Source organism: Hydrogenophaga sp. (assembly GCF_036675665.1).
Classification (GTDB): Bacteria; Pseudomonadota; Gammaproteobacteria; order Burkholderiales; family Burkholderiaceae_C; genus Hydrogenophaga.
Genome location: NZ_JAKFEO010000030.1, coordinates 1 through 14,751, shown reverse-complemented (window position 1 = coordinate 14,751; position 14,751 = coordinate 1). Strand labels below are relative to the sequence as shown.

The 14,751-nt window shown below is 61.3% G+C and carries 21 protein-coding genes, 1 tRNA gene and 3 pseudogenes; 5 read left to right on the top strand and 20 right to left on the bottom strand.

All coding sequences use genetic code 11. The features are described from left to right. On the top strand, positions 1 to 1,743 hold the full coding sequence (locus V6M63_RS10465; RefSeq protein ID WP_332741542.1) for a carboxylesterase/lipase family protein: 1,743 nt from the start codon (positions 1 to 3) through the stop codon (positions 1,741 to 1,743). A 347-nt stretch (positions 1,744 to 2,090) separates the two neighbouring features. On the opposite strand, the gene V6M63_RS10460 is transcribed toward V6M63_RS10465, so the two are convergent. Continuing rightward, positions 2,091 to 2,459 carry a LysR substrate-binding domain-containing protein gene (locus V6M63_RS10460; protein WP_332741540.1) on the bottom strand — a complete coding sequence of 123 codons (369 nt, stop codon included), beginning with the start codon at positions 2,457 to 2,459 and terminating at the stop codon, positions 2,091 to 2,093. Positions 2,460 to 2,507: 48 nt separating this feature from the next. On the opposite strand from V6M63_RS10460, the pseudogene V6M63_RS10455 reads away from it, so the two are divergent. Together V6M63_RS10455 and V6M63_RS10450 are read left to right on the top strand one after the other, a co-directional pair. Beyond that, a pseudogene (locus V6M63_RS10455) lies at positions 2,508 to 2,765 on the top strand (DSD1 family PLP-dependent enzyme); the annotation flags it as partial. Between the two features lie 9 nt (positions 2,766 to 2,774). Then, positions 2,775 to 3,164: a RidA family protein gene (locus V6M63_RS10450; RefSeq protein ID WP_332741538.1), complete on the top strand. Its 390-nt coding sequence runs from the start codon at positions 2,775 to 2,777 to the stop codon at positions 3,162 to 3,164. Between the two features lie 198 nt (positions 3,165 to 3,362). Here the strand turns inward: V6M63_RS10450 and V6M63_RS10445 are convergent, their stop codons facing one another. Together V6M63_RS10445 and V6M63_RS10440 are read right to left on the bottom strand one after the other, a co-directional pair. Continuing rightward, positions 3,363 to 4,877: a tripartite tricarboxylate transporter permease gene (locus V6M63_RS10445; protein WP_332741536.1), complete on the bottom strand. Its 1,515-nt coding sequence runs from the start codon at positions 4,875 to 4,877 to the stop codon at positions 3,363 to 3,365. 6 nt (positions 4,878 to 4,883) lie between these two features. Next, complete coding sequence (locus V6M63_RS10440) at positions 4,884 to 5,372, bottom strand: tripartite tricarboxylate transporter TctB family protein (RefSeq protein WP_332741535.1); 489 nt, start codon at positions 5,370 to 5,372, stop codon at positions 4,884 to 4,886. A gap of 245 nt (positions 5,373 to 5,617) precedes the next feature. Between V6M63_RS10440 and V6M63_RS10435 the strand changes: the two genes are divergently transcribed. Together V6M63_RS10435 and V6M63_RS24555 are read left to right on the top strand one after the other, a co-directional pair. Next, on the top strand, positions 5,618 to 6,040 hold the full coding sequence (locus tag V6M63_RS10435; RefSeq protein ID WP_332741534.1) for a MarR family winged helix-turn-helix transcriptional regulator: 423 nt from the start codon (positions 5,618 to 5,620) through the stop codon (positions 6,038 to 6,040). A gap of 248 nt (positions 6,041 to 6,288) precedes the next feature. After that, positions 6,289 to 6,498, top strand: a pseudogene (locus V6M63_RS24555) (RHS repeat-associated core domain-containing protein); the annotation flags it as partial. Between the two features lie 343 nt (positions 6,499 to 6,841). Here the strand turns inward: V6M63_RS24555 and V6M63_RS10430 are convergent. The 17 genes and pseudogenes from V6M63_RS10430 to V6M63_RS10350 form a co-directional block, all read right to left on the bottom strand. Continuing rightward, positions 6,842 to 6,918 (bottom strand) — tRNA-Met (locus V6M63_RS10430). A gap of 17 nt (positions 6,919 to 6,935) precedes the next feature. Further along, positions 6,936 to 7,331, bottom strand: coding sequence for a 50S ribosomal protein L17 (gene rplQ / locus V6M63_RS10425; protein WP_291085285.1), 396 nt, complete (start codon positions 7,329 to 7,331; stop codon positions 6,936 to 6,938). Positions 7,332 to 7,417: 86 nt separating this feature from the next. Next, on the bottom strand, positions 7,418 to 8,401 hold the full coding sequence (locus tag V6M63_RS10420) for a DNA-directed RNA polymerase subunit alpha (protein ID WP_056268971.1): 984 nt from the start codon (positions 8,399 to 8,401) through the stop codon (positions 7,418 to 7,420). A 94-nt stretch (positions 8,402 to 8,495) separates the two neighbouring features. Beyond that, positions 8,496 to 9,119 (bottom strand): 30S ribosomal protein S4, encoded by a 624-nt coding sequence (gene rpsD / locus V6M63_RS10415; protein WP_056269099.1) that lies wholly within the window; start codon positions 9,117 to 9,119, stop codon positions 8,496 to 8,498. Positions 9,120 to 9,282: 163 nt separating this feature from the next. Next, a complete protein-coding gene (rpsK, locus tag V6M63_RS10410; protein WP_056268973.1) occupies positions 9,283 to 9,687 on the bottom strand; it encodes a 30S ribosomal protein S11 in 405 nt (134 codons plus the stop codon). Between the two features lie 18 nt (positions 9,688 to 9,705). Beyond that, on the bottom strand, positions 9,706 to 10,071 hold the full coding sequence (gene rpsM, locus V6M63_RS10405) for a 30S ribosomal protein S13 (RefSeq protein ID WP_056268975.1): 366 nt from the start codon (positions 10,069 to 10,071) through the stop codon (positions 9,706 to 9,708). Between the two features lie 20 nt (positions 10,072 to 10,091). Continuing rightward, the gene (gene rpmJ / locus V6M63_RS10400; RefSeq protein ID WP_009514917.1) at positions 10,092 to 10,205 is read right to left on the bottom strand and encodes a 50S ribosomal protein L36; all 114 of its coding nucleotides are present in this window, start codon (positions 10,203 to 10,205) and stop codon (positions 10,092 to 10,094) included. Positions 10,206 to 10,248: 43 nt separating this feature from the next. Beyond that, complete coding sequence (gene infA / locus V6M63_RS10395) at positions 10,249 to 10,467, bottom strand: translation initiation factor IF-1 (RefSeq protein WP_029461331.1); 219 nt, start codon at positions 10,465 to 10,467, stop codon at positions 10,249 to 10,251. Positions 10,468 to 10,475: 8 nt separating this feature from the next. Beyond that, a complete protein-coding gene (secY, locus tag V6M63_RS10390; protein WP_056268977.1) occupies positions 10,476 to 11,795 on the bottom strand; it encodes a preprotein translocase subunit SecY in 1,320 nt (439 codons plus the stop codon). A 23-nt stretch (positions 11,796 to 11,818) separates the two neighbouring features. Beyond that, a complete protein-coding gene (gene rplO / locus V6M63_RS10385; protein WP_332741512.1) occupies positions 11,819 to 12,250 on the bottom strand; it encodes a 50S ribosomal protein L15 in 432 nt (143 codons plus the stop codon). Positions 12,251 to 12,264: 14 nt separating this feature from the next. Continuing rightward, complete coding sequence (gene rpmD, locus V6M63_RS10380; RefSeq protein ID WP_056268982.1) at positions 12,265 to 12,447, bottom strand: 50S ribosomal protein L30; 183 nt, start codon at positions 12,445 to 12,447, stop codon at positions 12,265 to 12,267. Between the two features lie 11 nt (positions 12,448 to 12,458). Next, complete coding sequence (gene rpsE, locus V6M63_RS10375) at positions 12,459 to 12,977, bottom strand: 30S ribosomal protein S5 (protein WP_056268984.1); 519 nt, start codon at positions 12,975 to 12,977, stop codon at positions 12,459 to 12,461. 18 nt (positions 12,978 to 12,995) lie between these two features. Next, positions 12,996 to 13,361 (bottom strand): 50S ribosomal protein L18, encoded by a 366-nt coding sequence (rplR, locus tag V6M63_RS10370; RefSeq protein WP_056268986.1) that lies wholly within the window; start codon positions 13,359 to 13,361, stop codon positions 12,996 to 12,998. A gap of 11 nt (positions 13,362 to 13,372) precedes the next feature. Next, complete coding sequence (gene rplF / locus V6M63_RS10365) at positions 13,373 to 13,906, bottom strand: 50S ribosomal protein L6 (protein WP_056268989.1); 534 nt, start codon at positions 13,904 to 13,906, stop codon at positions 13,373 to 13,375. A gap of 22 nt (positions 13,907 to 13,928) precedes the next feature. Further along, positions 13,929 to 14,324, bottom strand: coding sequence for a 30S ribosomal protein S8 (gene rpsH / locus V6M63_RS10360; RefSeq protein ID WP_056268992.1), 396 nt, complete (start codon positions 14,322 to 14,324; stop codon positions 13,929 to 13,931). A gap of 18 nt (positions 14,325 to 14,342) precedes the next feature. After that, entirely contained in the window at positions 14,343 to 14,648 is a 306-nt protein-coding gene (rpsN, locus tag V6M63_RS10355) for a 30S ribosomal protein S14 (RefSeq protein WP_159603318.1), read from the bottom strand. Positions 14,649 to 14,656: 8 nt separating this feature from the next. Next, a pseudogene (locus V6M63_RS10350) lies at positions 14,657 to 14,751 on the bottom strand (50S ribosomal protein L5); the annotation flags it as partial.

Genomic DNA, 14,751 nt, shown 5'->3' with positions numbered 1-14,751 from the left:
ATGAAAGCCGCCACGACCTGCCTCGCTCTCGCCATCGGCACGCTGCTGATGCTCAACGCCTGCACGCACGCGCCCCTCGATCGCAACGGCCTGCAACGACAGACCACGTTCGGCCCCGTTGTGGGCGCCGACGAAACCGCTGCCAGCGGCGTCCACAGCTGGAAAGGCGTTCCCTTTGCGGCAGCGCCAGTGGGGCAACGCCGCTGGCAGGCACCGGTGGACCCGCCGGCGTGGACGGCGCCTCGCAGGGCGACGGCGTTCGCTCCCGCCTGCGTGCAGACCGGCCGTCTGTATGGACCGGGCTTGAACAACCGGCACGACGCCACCATCGGCAGCTCGCTCGGCCAGACACTGGGTTCGGAAGACTGTCTCTACCTCAACATCTGGGCGCCGGCCGAGCCGTCGCCCACACCCAGGCCGGTCATCGTCTGGGTGCATGGCGGCAGCAACATCACCGGCTACACCGCCGACCCCGTCTACGACGGTGCCGCGCTGGCCAGGACCACTGGCTCGGTCGTGGTGTCGGTCGCCTACCGGCTCGGCGTGTTCGGCTTCCTCGATCTCGCGCCGCTGAAAACCGGTGACGCCGCGGCCGACTCCGGCAATTTCGCGCTGCTCGACATCGTCAAGTCGCTGGAGTTCGTTCAGGGCAACATCGCCCCATTTGGCGGTGATCCGGGCCGGGTCACGCTGATGGGCGAGTCTGCCGGTGCGGTCAATGTGTACGCGCTGCTCACCTCACCCATGGTGGTGGCCAGGCCCGCGCCCCTGTTCCATCGGCTGGTGGCGCTCAGCGGAGGCATTTCTTCGGCCGCCACGCTGCCACCCGGTTCTCTTTCGACCATCCTTCCCCGCAGCGTCTGGGCCACGCGCGGCAACGCCTTGCTGATCCATTCCCTCATTGCCGACGGCACCGCGGTCGACCGGGCCGCCGCAGAAGCGCACATCGCTTCGCGCACGGCGCAGCAGCTGGCCGCCTACCTGCGTGGCATCTCGGCGAATGCCCTGTTGAACACCGTGCGCACGCGCCTTGCACCGCTGGGGTTGGCCGCAGCCAACCCGATTCCCGATGGACACGTGGTGCCGGCCGATCCCATCGCTGCCATCCGGGCCGGTCGGTACCTCAAGGTGCCGGTGTTGACGGGCAACACGCGCGACGAGAGCAAGCTCTTCCCTGGCCTGCTGGCGCTGCGGCCCGCACTCGGGGGCACCAGCGGGCGCCTGCTCGATGACGCAGCGGTGTTCAAGCTGGTCCACGACTACAAGCCTGACGCACCACCCGCCAGCCGTGTCGAGGACTGGATTCCACCGCAGTACCTGCCGGTCAATGCGCCGACCACCGGCCTGAATGCACGCATTGCCGAGCTCGACCGCATCTGGTTCTTCGCCTTCCGCGACGACGTGCTCAACGCGCTCAAGTCGCGCCAGCCTGACGTGTGGCACTACCGCTTCGACTGGGACGAATTGCCCCCACCCTTTGATGTGGTCTATGGAGCGGCGCACAGCTTTGACTTGCCGTTCATCTTCGGCAATTTCGGGCCTTCGCTCTACGCCAACATCTCGTTCAGCCAGGCGAACGCGGCCGGCCGGCTGGCCTTGTCGGCAAGGATGATGCAAAGCCTCGGTGCCTTCGCCCGCCAGGGTGACCCCAACACCGCCCTCCTGGGAACACACTGGCCCGCATGGCCGAATCGGCTGGTGTTTGACGCCGACCGGCAAGCAGCGAGGCTCACCGTCGAGTGAAGGGATGTCCGGTGGAATGTCAGGGAGAGACTGAGGCTGTGTGAAAACTCCGTTGAGTCACGTTTTCAGGGCTCCATGGCCCCTGGGCACATGCGCAAAAACGCAACCTGGGCCCATCTGGGAGGTCGACTTTCGGACTGGTGCCTACCGCGGTGAGTTTTCACACAGCCTCGACGGGTTGCTGTCCGTCGCCTTGGGCCGTTGAGCGACCGTTGCGGTTGAAAACAGCCAGTTGTCGCCTCAACAACGAGTGGCGGCCGTACCAAGAAACCGACATACGTTGGCGACACCACAGGCAAATGTCTTGCAGATCGTCTCTAGAAAACCCGAGTGCTACACGCCTTGGCTCATCGCTTTTGGACCGCATTGAACTGCCACACGGGCTTCGCAAACGCCGCTCGAAGGTGCTCCACGCAGGCCTGCACACGCTGGGTGTTGCCGCGTCGACCAGGCACCAGGGCAACGATGTCTGCGCGGTCGAACTGCCAGTCGGCCAGCAAACGCACCAGCTTGCCCTGCGCCACCAGGTGCTCGACATCCCATTGCGATCGCAGCACCACGCCAAGGCCCGCCTGCGCCCAGGTGCGCGCCACCTCCCCATCGTTGCTGACCATGGTGGGCGACACCCGTATGGCGCTGCGCGTGCTGCCCTTTCGGTAGTGCCACAGGCTCACGTCTTCGTCGTTTTCCCGGATGCAGATGGTCGCGTGCGACACGAGTTCACGCGGATGCGTTGGCTCACCGTGCACCTTCAGATACGCCAGGTCTGCAACGCTGATGGTCAGCCCCTGGACGGCTACCAGCTCACCAGCGCCAACCAGGAGCACGGCATCCTGAGCCGCACCGGCCCGGAACCCGACCACGCCATCAGCACCCGGTTTCCCATCGGTACGCAGCTTCGCATCTTGCCCAACCACGCGTGCGCTACCGGCGCGCAGTTCCCCGAATACCACACGGTGGTTGCCACCGCCGGAAGCGAGCCAGAAGCCGCTTCGATCTGGCAACGTTTTTATGGCTGGTAGCACTCCACGATGAACAACAGCATTCGCCAGATCAGTCCTGTCGACATGGCCCCACCTGGTGGCCACTACAGCCACGCCACGATCGCCAACGGCCTCGTGTTTGTCTCCGGTCAACTGCCCATCACACCGTCGGGCGAGCGCCTCCATCAGGCCAGCTTTGAAGCGCAGACCCGCCAAACCCTGGCCAACGCGCAGTCCGCACTGGAGGCCGCCGGCAGCAGCGTGGCACAACTGGTGCAGGTGCGCGTGTACATCACGAACATCGACAACTGGCCTGTCTTCAATCAGCTGTACATGGCATGGGCTGGTCAGTCCATGCCCGCACGGGCGGTCGTACCGGTGCCCGAGTTGCACCACGGCTTTGCATTGGAGGTGGAAGCCGTGGCAGCAACGAAATGAAACGCCAGTCGGCGCCTCCTAGGACCGCTTCACTCACAAGACCAGGTGTCCGACGAACCACGCACTCAGTCCGTCAATGAACGAACGGTCTGGCATAGAAGAAGGTGCGCTTCGTTTTCTCGCGCTGGACTATGCTGCGGCCGTTGCTCTTCGTTGTGCCGCACTGACAGATTTCAACGGAAGCCAACAGGCGCACCATCAGCCTTCTTCGACAAAGGCCTCCTTGCGACCCCTCTTCACAGTTGGAAGCAACACAACAGCCAGCAGTACCAAGGCCGCAACGAGCAACGTGGCAGAGATCGGGCGTGACACGAAGACGCCCCAGTCGCCCCGCGAAATCAGCAGCGTGCGGCGCAGGTATTCCTCCATCATCGGACCCAGAATCAGACCCAGCAGCAAGGGTGCCGGTTCGCATTCCAGCTTGTGGAAGATGTAACCCACGATACCGAACCACCCCAGTATCCAGACGTCGAAGGTGTTGTTGTTCGTGGAATAGACGCCGATGGCGCAGAACAGCACGATGGCCGGGAAGAGCCAGCGGTACGGAATGGTCAATAGCTTGATCCACAGACCAATCAGCGGCAGGTTCAGGATGACGAGCATCAGATTCCCGATCCACATTGAGACGATCAACCCCCAGAACAGTTCGGGGTTGCTGGTCATGACCTGCGGACCCGGCTGGATGTTGTGAATGGTCATCGCGCCGACCATCAGCGCCATGACCGCATTGCCAGGGATGCCAAGCGTCAACAGCGGAATGAACGAGGTCTGCGCGCCCGCGTTGTTGGCCGCTTCTGGGCCCGCCACGCCTCGAATGTTGCCGCGGCCAAACGGCACTTCCCCTGGCCGTGGTTTGAGTTTCTTCTCGATCGTGTACGACGCGAAAGCCGACAGCAGCGAGCCCCCGCCCGGAAGAATGCCCAGCGCCGAGCCCAGGGCAGTGCCGCGCAGCACCGCGGGCGTCATGTCGCGGAAGTCCTGCGCTGTTGGCCACAGCCCGCTGACTTTGGCGGTGAACACTTCCCGGTGCTGGTCCGGCTTGGCCAGGTTGGCGATGATCTCGCCGTAGCCGAAGATGCCCATCGCGATCGCAATGAAGCTGATGCCGTCGGTGAGCTCGGGGATGTCGAACGAGAAGCGCGCCACACCGGAATTGACGTCCGTGCCCACCAGCCCGATCAGCAGGCCGGTGACCACCATGCACAGCGCCTTGAGGAGCGAGCCCGAGGCCAGCACCACTGCGCCGATCAGGCCAACGATCATCAGGGAGAAATACTCGGCGGGCCCGAATGTGAGGGCGATCTCGGTAAGCGGCGGCGCGAATGCCGCGAGCACCAGCGTAGCCACGCTGCCGGCAAAAAACGAGCCCAGGCCCGCTGCCGCCAGCGCGGCCCCCGCGCGGCCGTTCTGGGCCATCTTGTGGCCGTCGATGACCGTCACCACGGACGACGCTTCACCCGGCAAATTCACCAGGATGGCGGTCGTGGAGCCGCCGTACTGCGAACCGTAGTAAATGCCTGCGAGCATGATCAGTGCGGCCACCGGCGGCAGCCCGTACGTGGCGGGAAGCAGCATCGCGATGGTCGCCGTCGGGCCAACCCCCGGCAGCACGCCGATCAGCGTGCCCAGCATGCAGCCGATGAAGGCGTAGAGCAGGTTCTGCAACGTGAACGCTGTGCCGAAGCCGAGGCTCAGATGGTCAAGTAGTTCCATGGTGGTTCAGTTGCCGATGAAGGTGGGCCAGACCTGGAACTGCAAGCCTAGGCCAAGGACGAAAACGAGGTAGCTACTCACCGCGAGGATGAGCGCGAGGATCAGCGCGCTGCGCAACCTGAACTGGGTGCCGGCCATGCTTGAAATGACCACCACCGCGAGGATGGCCGCGATCAGCCCCATGGCCGGCACGCCCAGTGTCTGCACACCGCCCAGCAAGATGCCGAAGAGGAGGTTCGCGCCGACGATGAACAGAAGCGGTTTCCAGGCGATGCGCCCGATAGGTCCGCCATCGGGCCGGCCGCTGGCCATGGAAGAGGCGACGACACCCGTCCCCATCAAGGCCAGCAGGATGCCGAGCATCAGCGGAAAGTAGGCGGGCCCCATTCGGGCTGCAGAGCCCACCGTGTAGTTGGTTGCGCCCACGGCGAAGGCCGTGCCGATCGCCATGAACATCAATCCGGAAACAAAATCCTTGCGACTCTTGATCTGCATCGTGAAGGTGGGGGTGAAGCGGAAATGACAAAACCTCTCACCCATCAACGGGCAAGAAATTCACGGGACATGACCGGCACAGGGAGAAGGTCCGAGAGGGATCGGTTGCCGATCAGATGCATCATGTTATGAAGTAAATTAGATCATGACATGAGTAATTTCCCTGATGATAAGAATCATTTAGGAGAACCGGGCGCGCTGATATAGTCCCTCTGCCTCATGGCGTCATGAGGGGGAAATGCGACATGACCAAGACAACAGAGTCGGACGAGAAGCGCCGCTACGAAGCGCTGTCCAACTTCCGTTACATGCTGCGCTGCTTTCTGCGCTTCAGCGAGGACGCGGCACGCGAGGAAGGCGTTACAGCGCTGCAGTACCAGCTCATGCTGCACACGCAAGGTTTTGAGGGCCGCAACTGGGCCAGCATCTCCGAGATTGCAGAGCGCCTGCAGATGCAGGTGCATGGCGCGGTGGCGCTGGTCACACGCTGCGAAGAGTCCGGCCTGGTGCGACGAAAGCCCAGCGAACGCGATCGTCGCCAGGTCGAGGTGCATCTCTTGCCCGCCGCCCGGCGCAAGATGGCGCGACTGGCGGCACAGCATTCGGCTCAGCTCTCCGCGCTGGTCGAAGCCGTGACGCTGGCGTCCAGCGTGGACGGTGGCTTCTGAGAGCGTTGCTCGGGGCGCTGCGTGCGCCCCAGCATGTGGGTGCAGGCCTGCCCGCGAACGCATGCTCTGGCTTGATGCCCGCCCTCTTCATGATGTCGGCCCAGCGCTTGAAGTCTTCGTTCACGATGGCGGCGAACTGCGGCTGCGCCATGCCCGCGACGTCCAAGGACGTCGGGGCATCTTCATGATGCTGTTGACCTCGATGGCCAGGCTGTTGAATTCGCATGGCCTAGGACCCGTTTGGCAAGCGGCGCAACATCAATCAGGCGTTTGACCAGACCGGCAACGTCGATGCGACCAGCACCAACCGGGGGTTCACCGGCCACGAACACCTCGATGAGCTGGACATCATCCACAGGAATGCCCGGGTCTACGACCCGGACATCGGGTGGTTCCTGTCGGCTGGTCCCACTGTGCCTAGTTTCAACAACCCGCAGGCGTACAACCGGTACGCTTAGGTGCGTCACAACGCCGTGTCCGCGCCACACATATGCTTGCAATGTCTGCAGCACGTCCGGCAGCTGATGTTCGATTCCTGCGATCTGGAGGAACTGAATGACCGCGATGCAGCAAGCGCTGCGGGCTCGGCTCTTCATACCGACTGACGGAAACCGCTGCACAACGGACGTTGCGCAAGAAGCAGCACGAAGAAGTGTTGACTAGTGAGTCGACAAGTTGCCCAACGGTCACAAACGCAAGTCTCGATTTTTGTGACGACACAGACCTCGTCACAAACCTCGTCACAAGCAAAAAAGCCCTCGTTTCCGAGGGCTTCAATGACAAGCAAGTGCTTGATTTGGTTGGTTGCGCGGGCAAGATTTGAACTTGCGACCTTTGGGTTATGAGCCCAACGAGCTACCAGGCTGCTCCACCGCGCGTCAAGCCTTGTATTCTATCACGCTTTGTCGGCTTCGGCGGCCGGTGCAGCATCTTCTGCACGATCAACCAACTCGACGAGTGCCATGGGGGCGTTGTCACCCACGCGGTATCCCATCTTCAGAATACGGGTGTAGCCGCCGGGACGAGCTGCGAATCGCGGGCCCAACTCGTTGAACAGCTTCACGACCACATCGCGATCACGCAGGCGGTCAAATGCCAAGCGGCGGTTGGCCACGGTGGCCACCTTGGCCAGCGTGATCATGGGTTCCACGACGCGACGCAGCTCTTTGGCTTTGGGCACTGTGGTCTTGATGACTTCGTGCGTCAGCAACGAGTTCATCATGTTGCGAAGCATCGCGAGGCGGTGTTCGCTCGTGCGGTTGAGTTTTCTAAGTCCGTGTCCGTGACGCATTTTTCATCCTTTCAGTTGTTTTGCCCGCAGCCGTGTCAGGTACTGCGAGTTCGTCCGTGGCCGGCTGCATGCCAGCTTGCGGAATTTCAGTGCTTGTCCAAGCCGGCGGGCGGCCAGTTTTCAAGCTTCATGCCCAAGGTCAAGCCGCGCGACGCGAGCACTTCCTTGATCTCGTTGAGCGACTTGCGACCCAGGTTGGGGGTCTTGAGCAGCTCATTCTCGGTGCGCTGAATCAGATCACCGATGTAGTAAATGTTCTCCGCCTTGAGGCAGTTGGCCGAACGCACGGTGAGCTCAAGCTCATCCACAGGGCGCAGCAGGATCGGGTCAAACTGCTGCGAGCTGCGCTGTGCAGGCGCTTCGAAGTTGAGCTCAGCGCCTTCGAGTTGTGCAAACACAGCCAATTGCTCGACCAGAATCTTGGCCGAGGCGCGAACCGCCTCTTCAGGACCGATGGAACCATTGGTTTCGATCTCGAGCACCAGCTTGTCCAAGTCGGTGCGCTGCTCGACGCGAGCGCTCTCAACCGTGTAGCTCACGCGCTTGACCGGCGAGAACGACGCGTCCAGAACGATGCGGCCGATGGAGCGGGCCTGATCGTCATTGCGGCGCAGGCTACCGGGAACATAGCCGCGACCTTTTTCAACCTTGATCTGCATGTCCAGCTTGGCGCCCGCAGACAACGTGGCGATGACATGACCGGGGTTCACGATTTCAACGTCATGCGGGGTCTGGATGTCAGCGGCCGTCACGAGGCCTTCGCCGTCCTTGCGCAGGCTCAGCGTGACTTCGTCGCGGTTGTGGAGCTTGAACACCACGCCCTTGAGGTTCAGAAGCATGTTGACCACGTCCTCCTGGACGCCGTCGATCGACGAGTACTCGTGCACGACACCGGCAATGGTGACTTCGGTCGGCGCATGGCCGGTCATGGAAGACAACAAAACCCGGCGCAGGGCGTTGCCCAGCGTATGGCCGTAACCACGCTCGAAAGGCTCGAGCGTGACCTTGGCACGGTTGGTCGAGGTTTGCTCGACATTGATGGTTTTGGGCTTCAGCAGATTGTTCAGCATTCAAACTTCCTTCAGTACCCTCGGCTCGTTACACCGATAAGGCAGATGGAGCATGGCCCGACCGCACCCGCAAAGGTGCATGCCGGGAACGAAATTAACGGGAATACAGTTCGACGATCAACGATTCGTTGACGTCGGAGGCGAACTCGTCGCGGTCAGGCGACTTCTTGAACACGCCTTCGACCTTTTCAACCGACACATCCACCCATGCAGGGAAGCCGATCTGCTTGGCCAGTTCCATGGCTTCAAGCACGCGACCCTGCTTCTTCGACTTCTCGCGAACGGCGATCACATCGCCAGCTTTCACGGAATACGACGGGATGTTGACCGACTTGCCATTCACCAGGATCGCCTTGTGAGACACGATCTGGCGGGCTTCGGCGCGGGTCGATGCAAAGCCCATGCGGAACACGACGTTGTCCAGGCGTGCTTCCAGCAGGAACAGCAGGTTGGCGCCGGTATTGCCACGGCGGCGGTCGGCTTCTGCGAAGTAGCGGCGGAACTGACGCTCAAGCACGCCATACGTGCGCTTGACTTTCTGCTTCTCGCGCAGCTGCACGCCGAAATCGGAGGTGCGCTGACCCGAGGTACGGCCGTGCTGGCCAGGCTTGGAGTCGAATTTGGCCTTGTCGCTGATCGAGCGGCGGGCGCTCTTGAGCAACAGGTCGGAGCCTTCACGGCGGGAGAGTTTGGCCTTGGGGCCGAGGTAACGTGCCACGTTGATGTCCTTGTGTTTCTGCCGCAACCGACATCAATCGATGTCATTGCGGGAGCCACTCCTCGAATGAAGTGGCGGTGGGCTTAGCAAAAAATGCCACCGCAGGCGACTGCGGTGGCGCTCGAAAAAAAGCTTTCCATTATACCGCGTGCGCGGTACCGCCTTAAATGCGGCGGCGTTTCTGCGGACGGCAACCGTTGTGCGGCACAGGCGTCACGTCAGAGATGGAATTGATGCGGATGCCCAGGGCGCCCAGGGCGCGCACCGAGGATTCGCGACCAGGACCCGGGCCCTTGATCTCGACATCCAGGTTCTTGATGCCTTGCTCGATGGCAGCGCGACCGGCCACTTCCGATGCCACCTGGGCAGCGAACGGTGTGGATTTGCGCGAGCCTTTGAAGCCCTGGCCACCGGACGAGGCCCAGGACAACGCATTGCCTTGGCGATCGGTGATCGTGATGATGGTGTTGTTGAACGAGGCGTGCACGTGAGCAATGCCGTCGGCAATGTTCTTGCGGACTTTCTTGCGAACGCGTGCGGATGCGCTGGTGGAGGGTGACTTGGCCATGGGAATCCTTCGAACCGATTACTTCTTCAGCGACTGGGCTGCCTTGCGGGGACCTTTGCGCGTACGCGCATTGGTCTTCGTGCGCTGACCACGCAGCGGCAGGCCACGGCGGTGACGGAAACCGCGGTAGCAACCGATGTCCATCAATCGCTTGATGTTCATGGTCGTTTCACGGCGGAGGTCGCCTTCGATCGTGAACGTGCCGACCTGATCGCGAACTTTTTCGAGTTCCGCGTCGCTCAGGTCCTTGATCTTCTTCGTGTAGTCGATACCGCATGCTTCGCAGATCTTGCGAGCGCGGGTGCGACCAATACCGAAGATTGCCGTCAAGCCGATTTCAGCGTGCTTGTGCGGCGGAATGTTGATGCCTGCAATACGAGCCATGATGGTCCTCTAAACTTCAATCAGCCTTGACGCTGCTTATGACGCGGATCGGTGCAAATGACTCGCACAACACCGTGCCGCTTGATGATCTTGCAGTTGCGGCACATTTTCTTGACCGAAGCCGAAACTCTCATAGTCTTCTCCTAGATATTCCAAAAATATTCAACAACCAACCACTCACTTCGAGCGAAAAACGATTCGCGCCCTGGTGAGGTCGTAGGGCGTGAGCTCTACCTTGACCTTGTCGCCAGGCAGGATGCGGATGTAATGCATCCTCATCTTGCCGCTGATGTGCCCCAGCACCACATGACCGTTTTCGAGTTTGACCCTGAAGGTCGCGTTGGGGAGGTTTTCAACCACCTCGCCCTGCATCTCGATCACGTCGTCCTTGGACATACAAAAACTCAACTACCAGGTGACGTCTTGAAGTTTGCCTTCTTGAGCAGTGATTCGTACTGCTGCGACATCATGTAGTTCTGAACCTGCGCCATGAAATCCATGGTGACCACAACAATGATCAACAGAGAGGTGCCGCCAAAATAGAACGGCACGTTGTATTTCAGGATCAGGAACTCAGGCAGCAGACAGACCGCAGTGATGTAGACGGCACCGGCCAACGTGAGACGCAGCAGGATCTTGTCGATATAGCGCGCAGTCTGGTCGCCAGGGCGAATACCGGGAATGAATGCACCACTCTTCTTCAGGTTGTCCGCGGTCTCGCGGCTGTTGAACACCAACGCCGTGTAGAAGAAGCAGAAGAAAATGATGGCAGCCGCGTACAAGGCCACGTAGATCGGCTGACCCGGCGACAAGGCAGAAGCGATGTCGCGCAACCAACGTGTGGAGTCACCAGTGCTCACCCAACTCACCACGGTGGTGGGCAGCAGGATGATCGACGACGCAAAGATGGGTGGAATCACGCCGGCCATGTTCAGCTTCAACGGCAGGTGCGACGACTGGCCACCGTAGACCTTGTTGCCCACTTGGCGGCGCGCATAGTTCACCAGGATCTTGCGTTGGCCGCGCTCCACAAACACCACGAAGTAGGTCACCAGAACCACCAGCGCAATGATGAAGATGGCGATCAGGATGTTCATGGCACCGGTGCGAACCAGTTCCAGCAAACCACCCACCGCACTGGGCAAGCCCGCGGCGATGCCGGCGAAGATCAGGATGGAGATCCCGTTGCCCAGTCCGCGCTCGGTGATCTGCTCGCCAAGCCACATGAGGAACATGGTGCCTGCTACCAGACTGACCACGGCCGTCAGACGAAAGCCCATACCGGGATCGATCACCAAGCCGGCAGAGCCCTCCAACGCGAGCGCAATGCCCATCGACTGAAAAATCGCCAAGCCCAATGTGCCGTAGCGGGTGTACTGCGTGATCTTGCGACGACCGGCCTCGCCCTCTTTTTTCAGCTGCTCGAACGTGGGAACCACGTAAGTCATGAGCTGCATGATGATCGATGCCGAGATGTACGGCATGATGCCCAACGCGAACACGGTGAAGCGCGACAGCGCTCCGCCCGAGAACATGTTGAAGAGGCTGAGAATGCCACCCGCCTGCCCCTTGAACAGCTGCTCAAGTTGCGCAGGGTCGATGCCCGGCACCGGGATGTGCGCACCAATGCGGTACACCACCAAGGCGAGCAGCAAGAAAACCAGCCGACGACGCAGGTCGCCGAACTTGCCGGTTTTGGCCAGGGACGTGGATCCAGTTGCCACAGGTTGTTTCCGTAGGGGTCCGGTCAGGCGACGGAGCCGCCAGCGGCCTCGATCGCAGCTTTGGCGCCCGCAGTGGCCGTCACGTCCTTGAAGGACACGGCGCGCGTGAGTTCGCCCGTCTTGATGACCTTGACGCGCTTGGTCAGATGAGGAACCAGGCCGGCCTGCTTGAGCACGAGCATGTCCACATCGGCGACGTTGAGTGCGCTGATGTCGGTCAGGGTCACTTCAGCATTGAACTGCAGCTGGGTCGACTTGAAGCCGCGCTTGGGCAAGCGGCGCTGCAGAGGCATTTGACCGCCTTCGAAGCCCACCTTGTGGTAACCACCCGAACGGGACTTCTGGCCTTTGTGGCCACGACCGGCAGTCTTGCCCAGGCCTGAGCCGATGCCGCGACCGACGCGGCGCTTGGCGTGCTTGGAGCCTTCAGATGGCTTGATGGTGTTGAGTTGCATGTCCGTGACTCCGATCAGAGTACTTTGACCAGGTAGCTGATCTTGTTGATCATGCCGCGCACGGCAGGCGTGTCCTGCAGCTCGCTGGTGCTGTTGAGTTTGCGCAAACCCAGGCCACGCACGGTGTCGCGGTGGGATTGCTTGGTTCCGATGGGGCTGCGCACCAACTGAACCTTGACGGTGTTTTGAGTGGTCATGATCGCTCCAATCAACCCAGAATGTCTTCGACGGACTTGCCACGCTTGGCAGCCACGTCGGACGGGGTGGTTGAATTCTTCAGTGCGTCCAGCGTGGCACGCACCAGGTTGTAGGGATTGCTCGAGCCATGGCTCTTGGCCACGACGTCGGTGATGCCGAGCACTTCAAACACGGCGCGCATCGGGCCGCCGGCGATGATGCCGGTACCTTTGGAGGCGGGCAGCATCATGACGTTGGAAGCGCCGTGCTCACCATGCACGCTGTGGTGCAACGAACCGTTCTTGAGCGACACCTTGATCATGTTGCGGCGGGCCGCTTCCATGGCCTTCTGCACGGCCACCGGCACTTCACGCGCCTTGCCCTTGCCCATGCCCACGCGGCCATCGCCGTCGCCGACGACGGTCAGTGCTGCGAAACCGAGGATGCGACCGCCCTTGACCACCTTGGTCACGCGGTTGATCGCGATCATCTTTTCGCGCAAACCGTCTTCGTTCGCTTCGTTCTTGATGTTTGCCGTAAATTTAGCCATTTTGTGGTTTCCGTTTGATCAGAACTGCAGGCCGGCTTCGCGGGCGGCGTCTGCCAGGGCTTTCACCCGACCGTGGTAGGCAAAACCGGAACGGTCGAACGCCACCTTTTCAATGCCGGCGGCCTTGGCCTTCTCGGCGATGCGCTTGCCGATCAGGGCTGCAGCAGAGGCGTTGCCGCCTTTGCCGGCGCCACCGATCTGGGCACGCACTTCGGCTTCGGCCGTGGAGGCCGAGGCCAGCACTTTGGCGCCGTCGTCGGAGATGACGCTGGCGTAGATGTGCAGATTGGTGCGGTTCACGGTCAGGCGGACGGCGCCCTGCTGCGCAATGCGGATGCGCGTTTGGCGGGCGCGGCGCAGACGTTGCTCTTTTTTGGTCAACATGATCCTGATCCTTATTTCTTCTTGGTTTCCTTGATCACGACCTTTTCATCCGCATAGCGGATGCCCTTGCCCTTGTAGGGCTCGGGGGGGCGCACGGCCCGCACTTCGGAAGCGATCTGACCAACACGCTGACGATCCGAACCCTTGATCAGGATTTCGGTCGGCGTCGGCGTTTCCACCTTGATACCGGCAGGCATGTCCATCACCACCGGGTGGGAGTAACCCACCGTCAGGTTGAGCTTGGTGCCTTGTGCCTGGGCCTTGTAGCCCACGCCCAGCAGCGTGAGCTTCTTCTCGAAGCCCTTGCTGACGCCGTTGACCATGTTGTTGACCAGCTGACGCATGGTGCCCGACATGGCGTTGGCTTCGCGGGACTCGTTCACGGGAACGAAGGTCAGCGCGCCGTTGTTGCTTTCGACCTTCACCAGCGCGTTTTGCGCCAGCGCCAGGGCACCGAGCGTGCCCTTGACGTTGATCAGGTCGTCTTTGACGGCGATCTCGACCCCGGCAGGGATGGAGACCGGCAGTTTTCCAATACGTGACATTAATTGCTCCTCAATGCCCGCATCAGGCGACGTAACACAGGACTTCGCCGCCGACACCGGTGGCGCGAGCCTTGCGATCGGTCATCACGCCCTGGGGCGTGGTGACGATGGCCACACCCAGACCGTTCTGGACCTGGGGGATGGCGTTGCGACCGCGGTAGACGCGCAGGCCAGGACGGCTCACACGCTCGATGCGTTCGATCACGGGACGGCCAGCGTAGTACTTCAAGGCGATTTCGAGTTCGCTCTTGCCGTCGTTGTTCTTGACCTGGAATCCGTCGATATAACCCTCGTCCTTCAGGACCTGGGCAATCGCGGCTTTGACCTTGGAGGCCGGCATCGACACGGTGGACTTCTCGACCATCTGCGCGTTGCGGATGCGGGTCAACATGTCGGCGATAGGATCACTCATGCTCATTTGTGGTTCTCCTAGGGCTTACCAGCTGGCTTTGGTGATGCCGGGGATTTCTCCGGCAAACGCCATTTCACGGACCTTGGCGCGAGCCAGGCCGAAGTGGGCGAAGGTGCCACGCGGACGACCGGTGATCTCGCAGCGGTTGCGCTGGCGGGTCGGGTTCGAGTTGCGGGGCAGCTTCTGCAGCCCCAGGCGGGCCGCATCGCGCTCTTCGTCGGTCTTCTTGACGTCGTTGGCGACGGCTTTGAATTCGTTGTATTTCTTGGCGAACTTGGCGGCGAGTTTCTCGCGCTTGAGTTCACGTTGCAGTAGTGCTTGTTTAGCCACGCGCCACCTCAGTTCTTGAACGGGAAACGGAAACCAGCCAGAAGAGCCTTGCACTCTTCGTCGTTCTTGGCGGTCGTCGTGATGCTGATGTTGAGACCGCGCA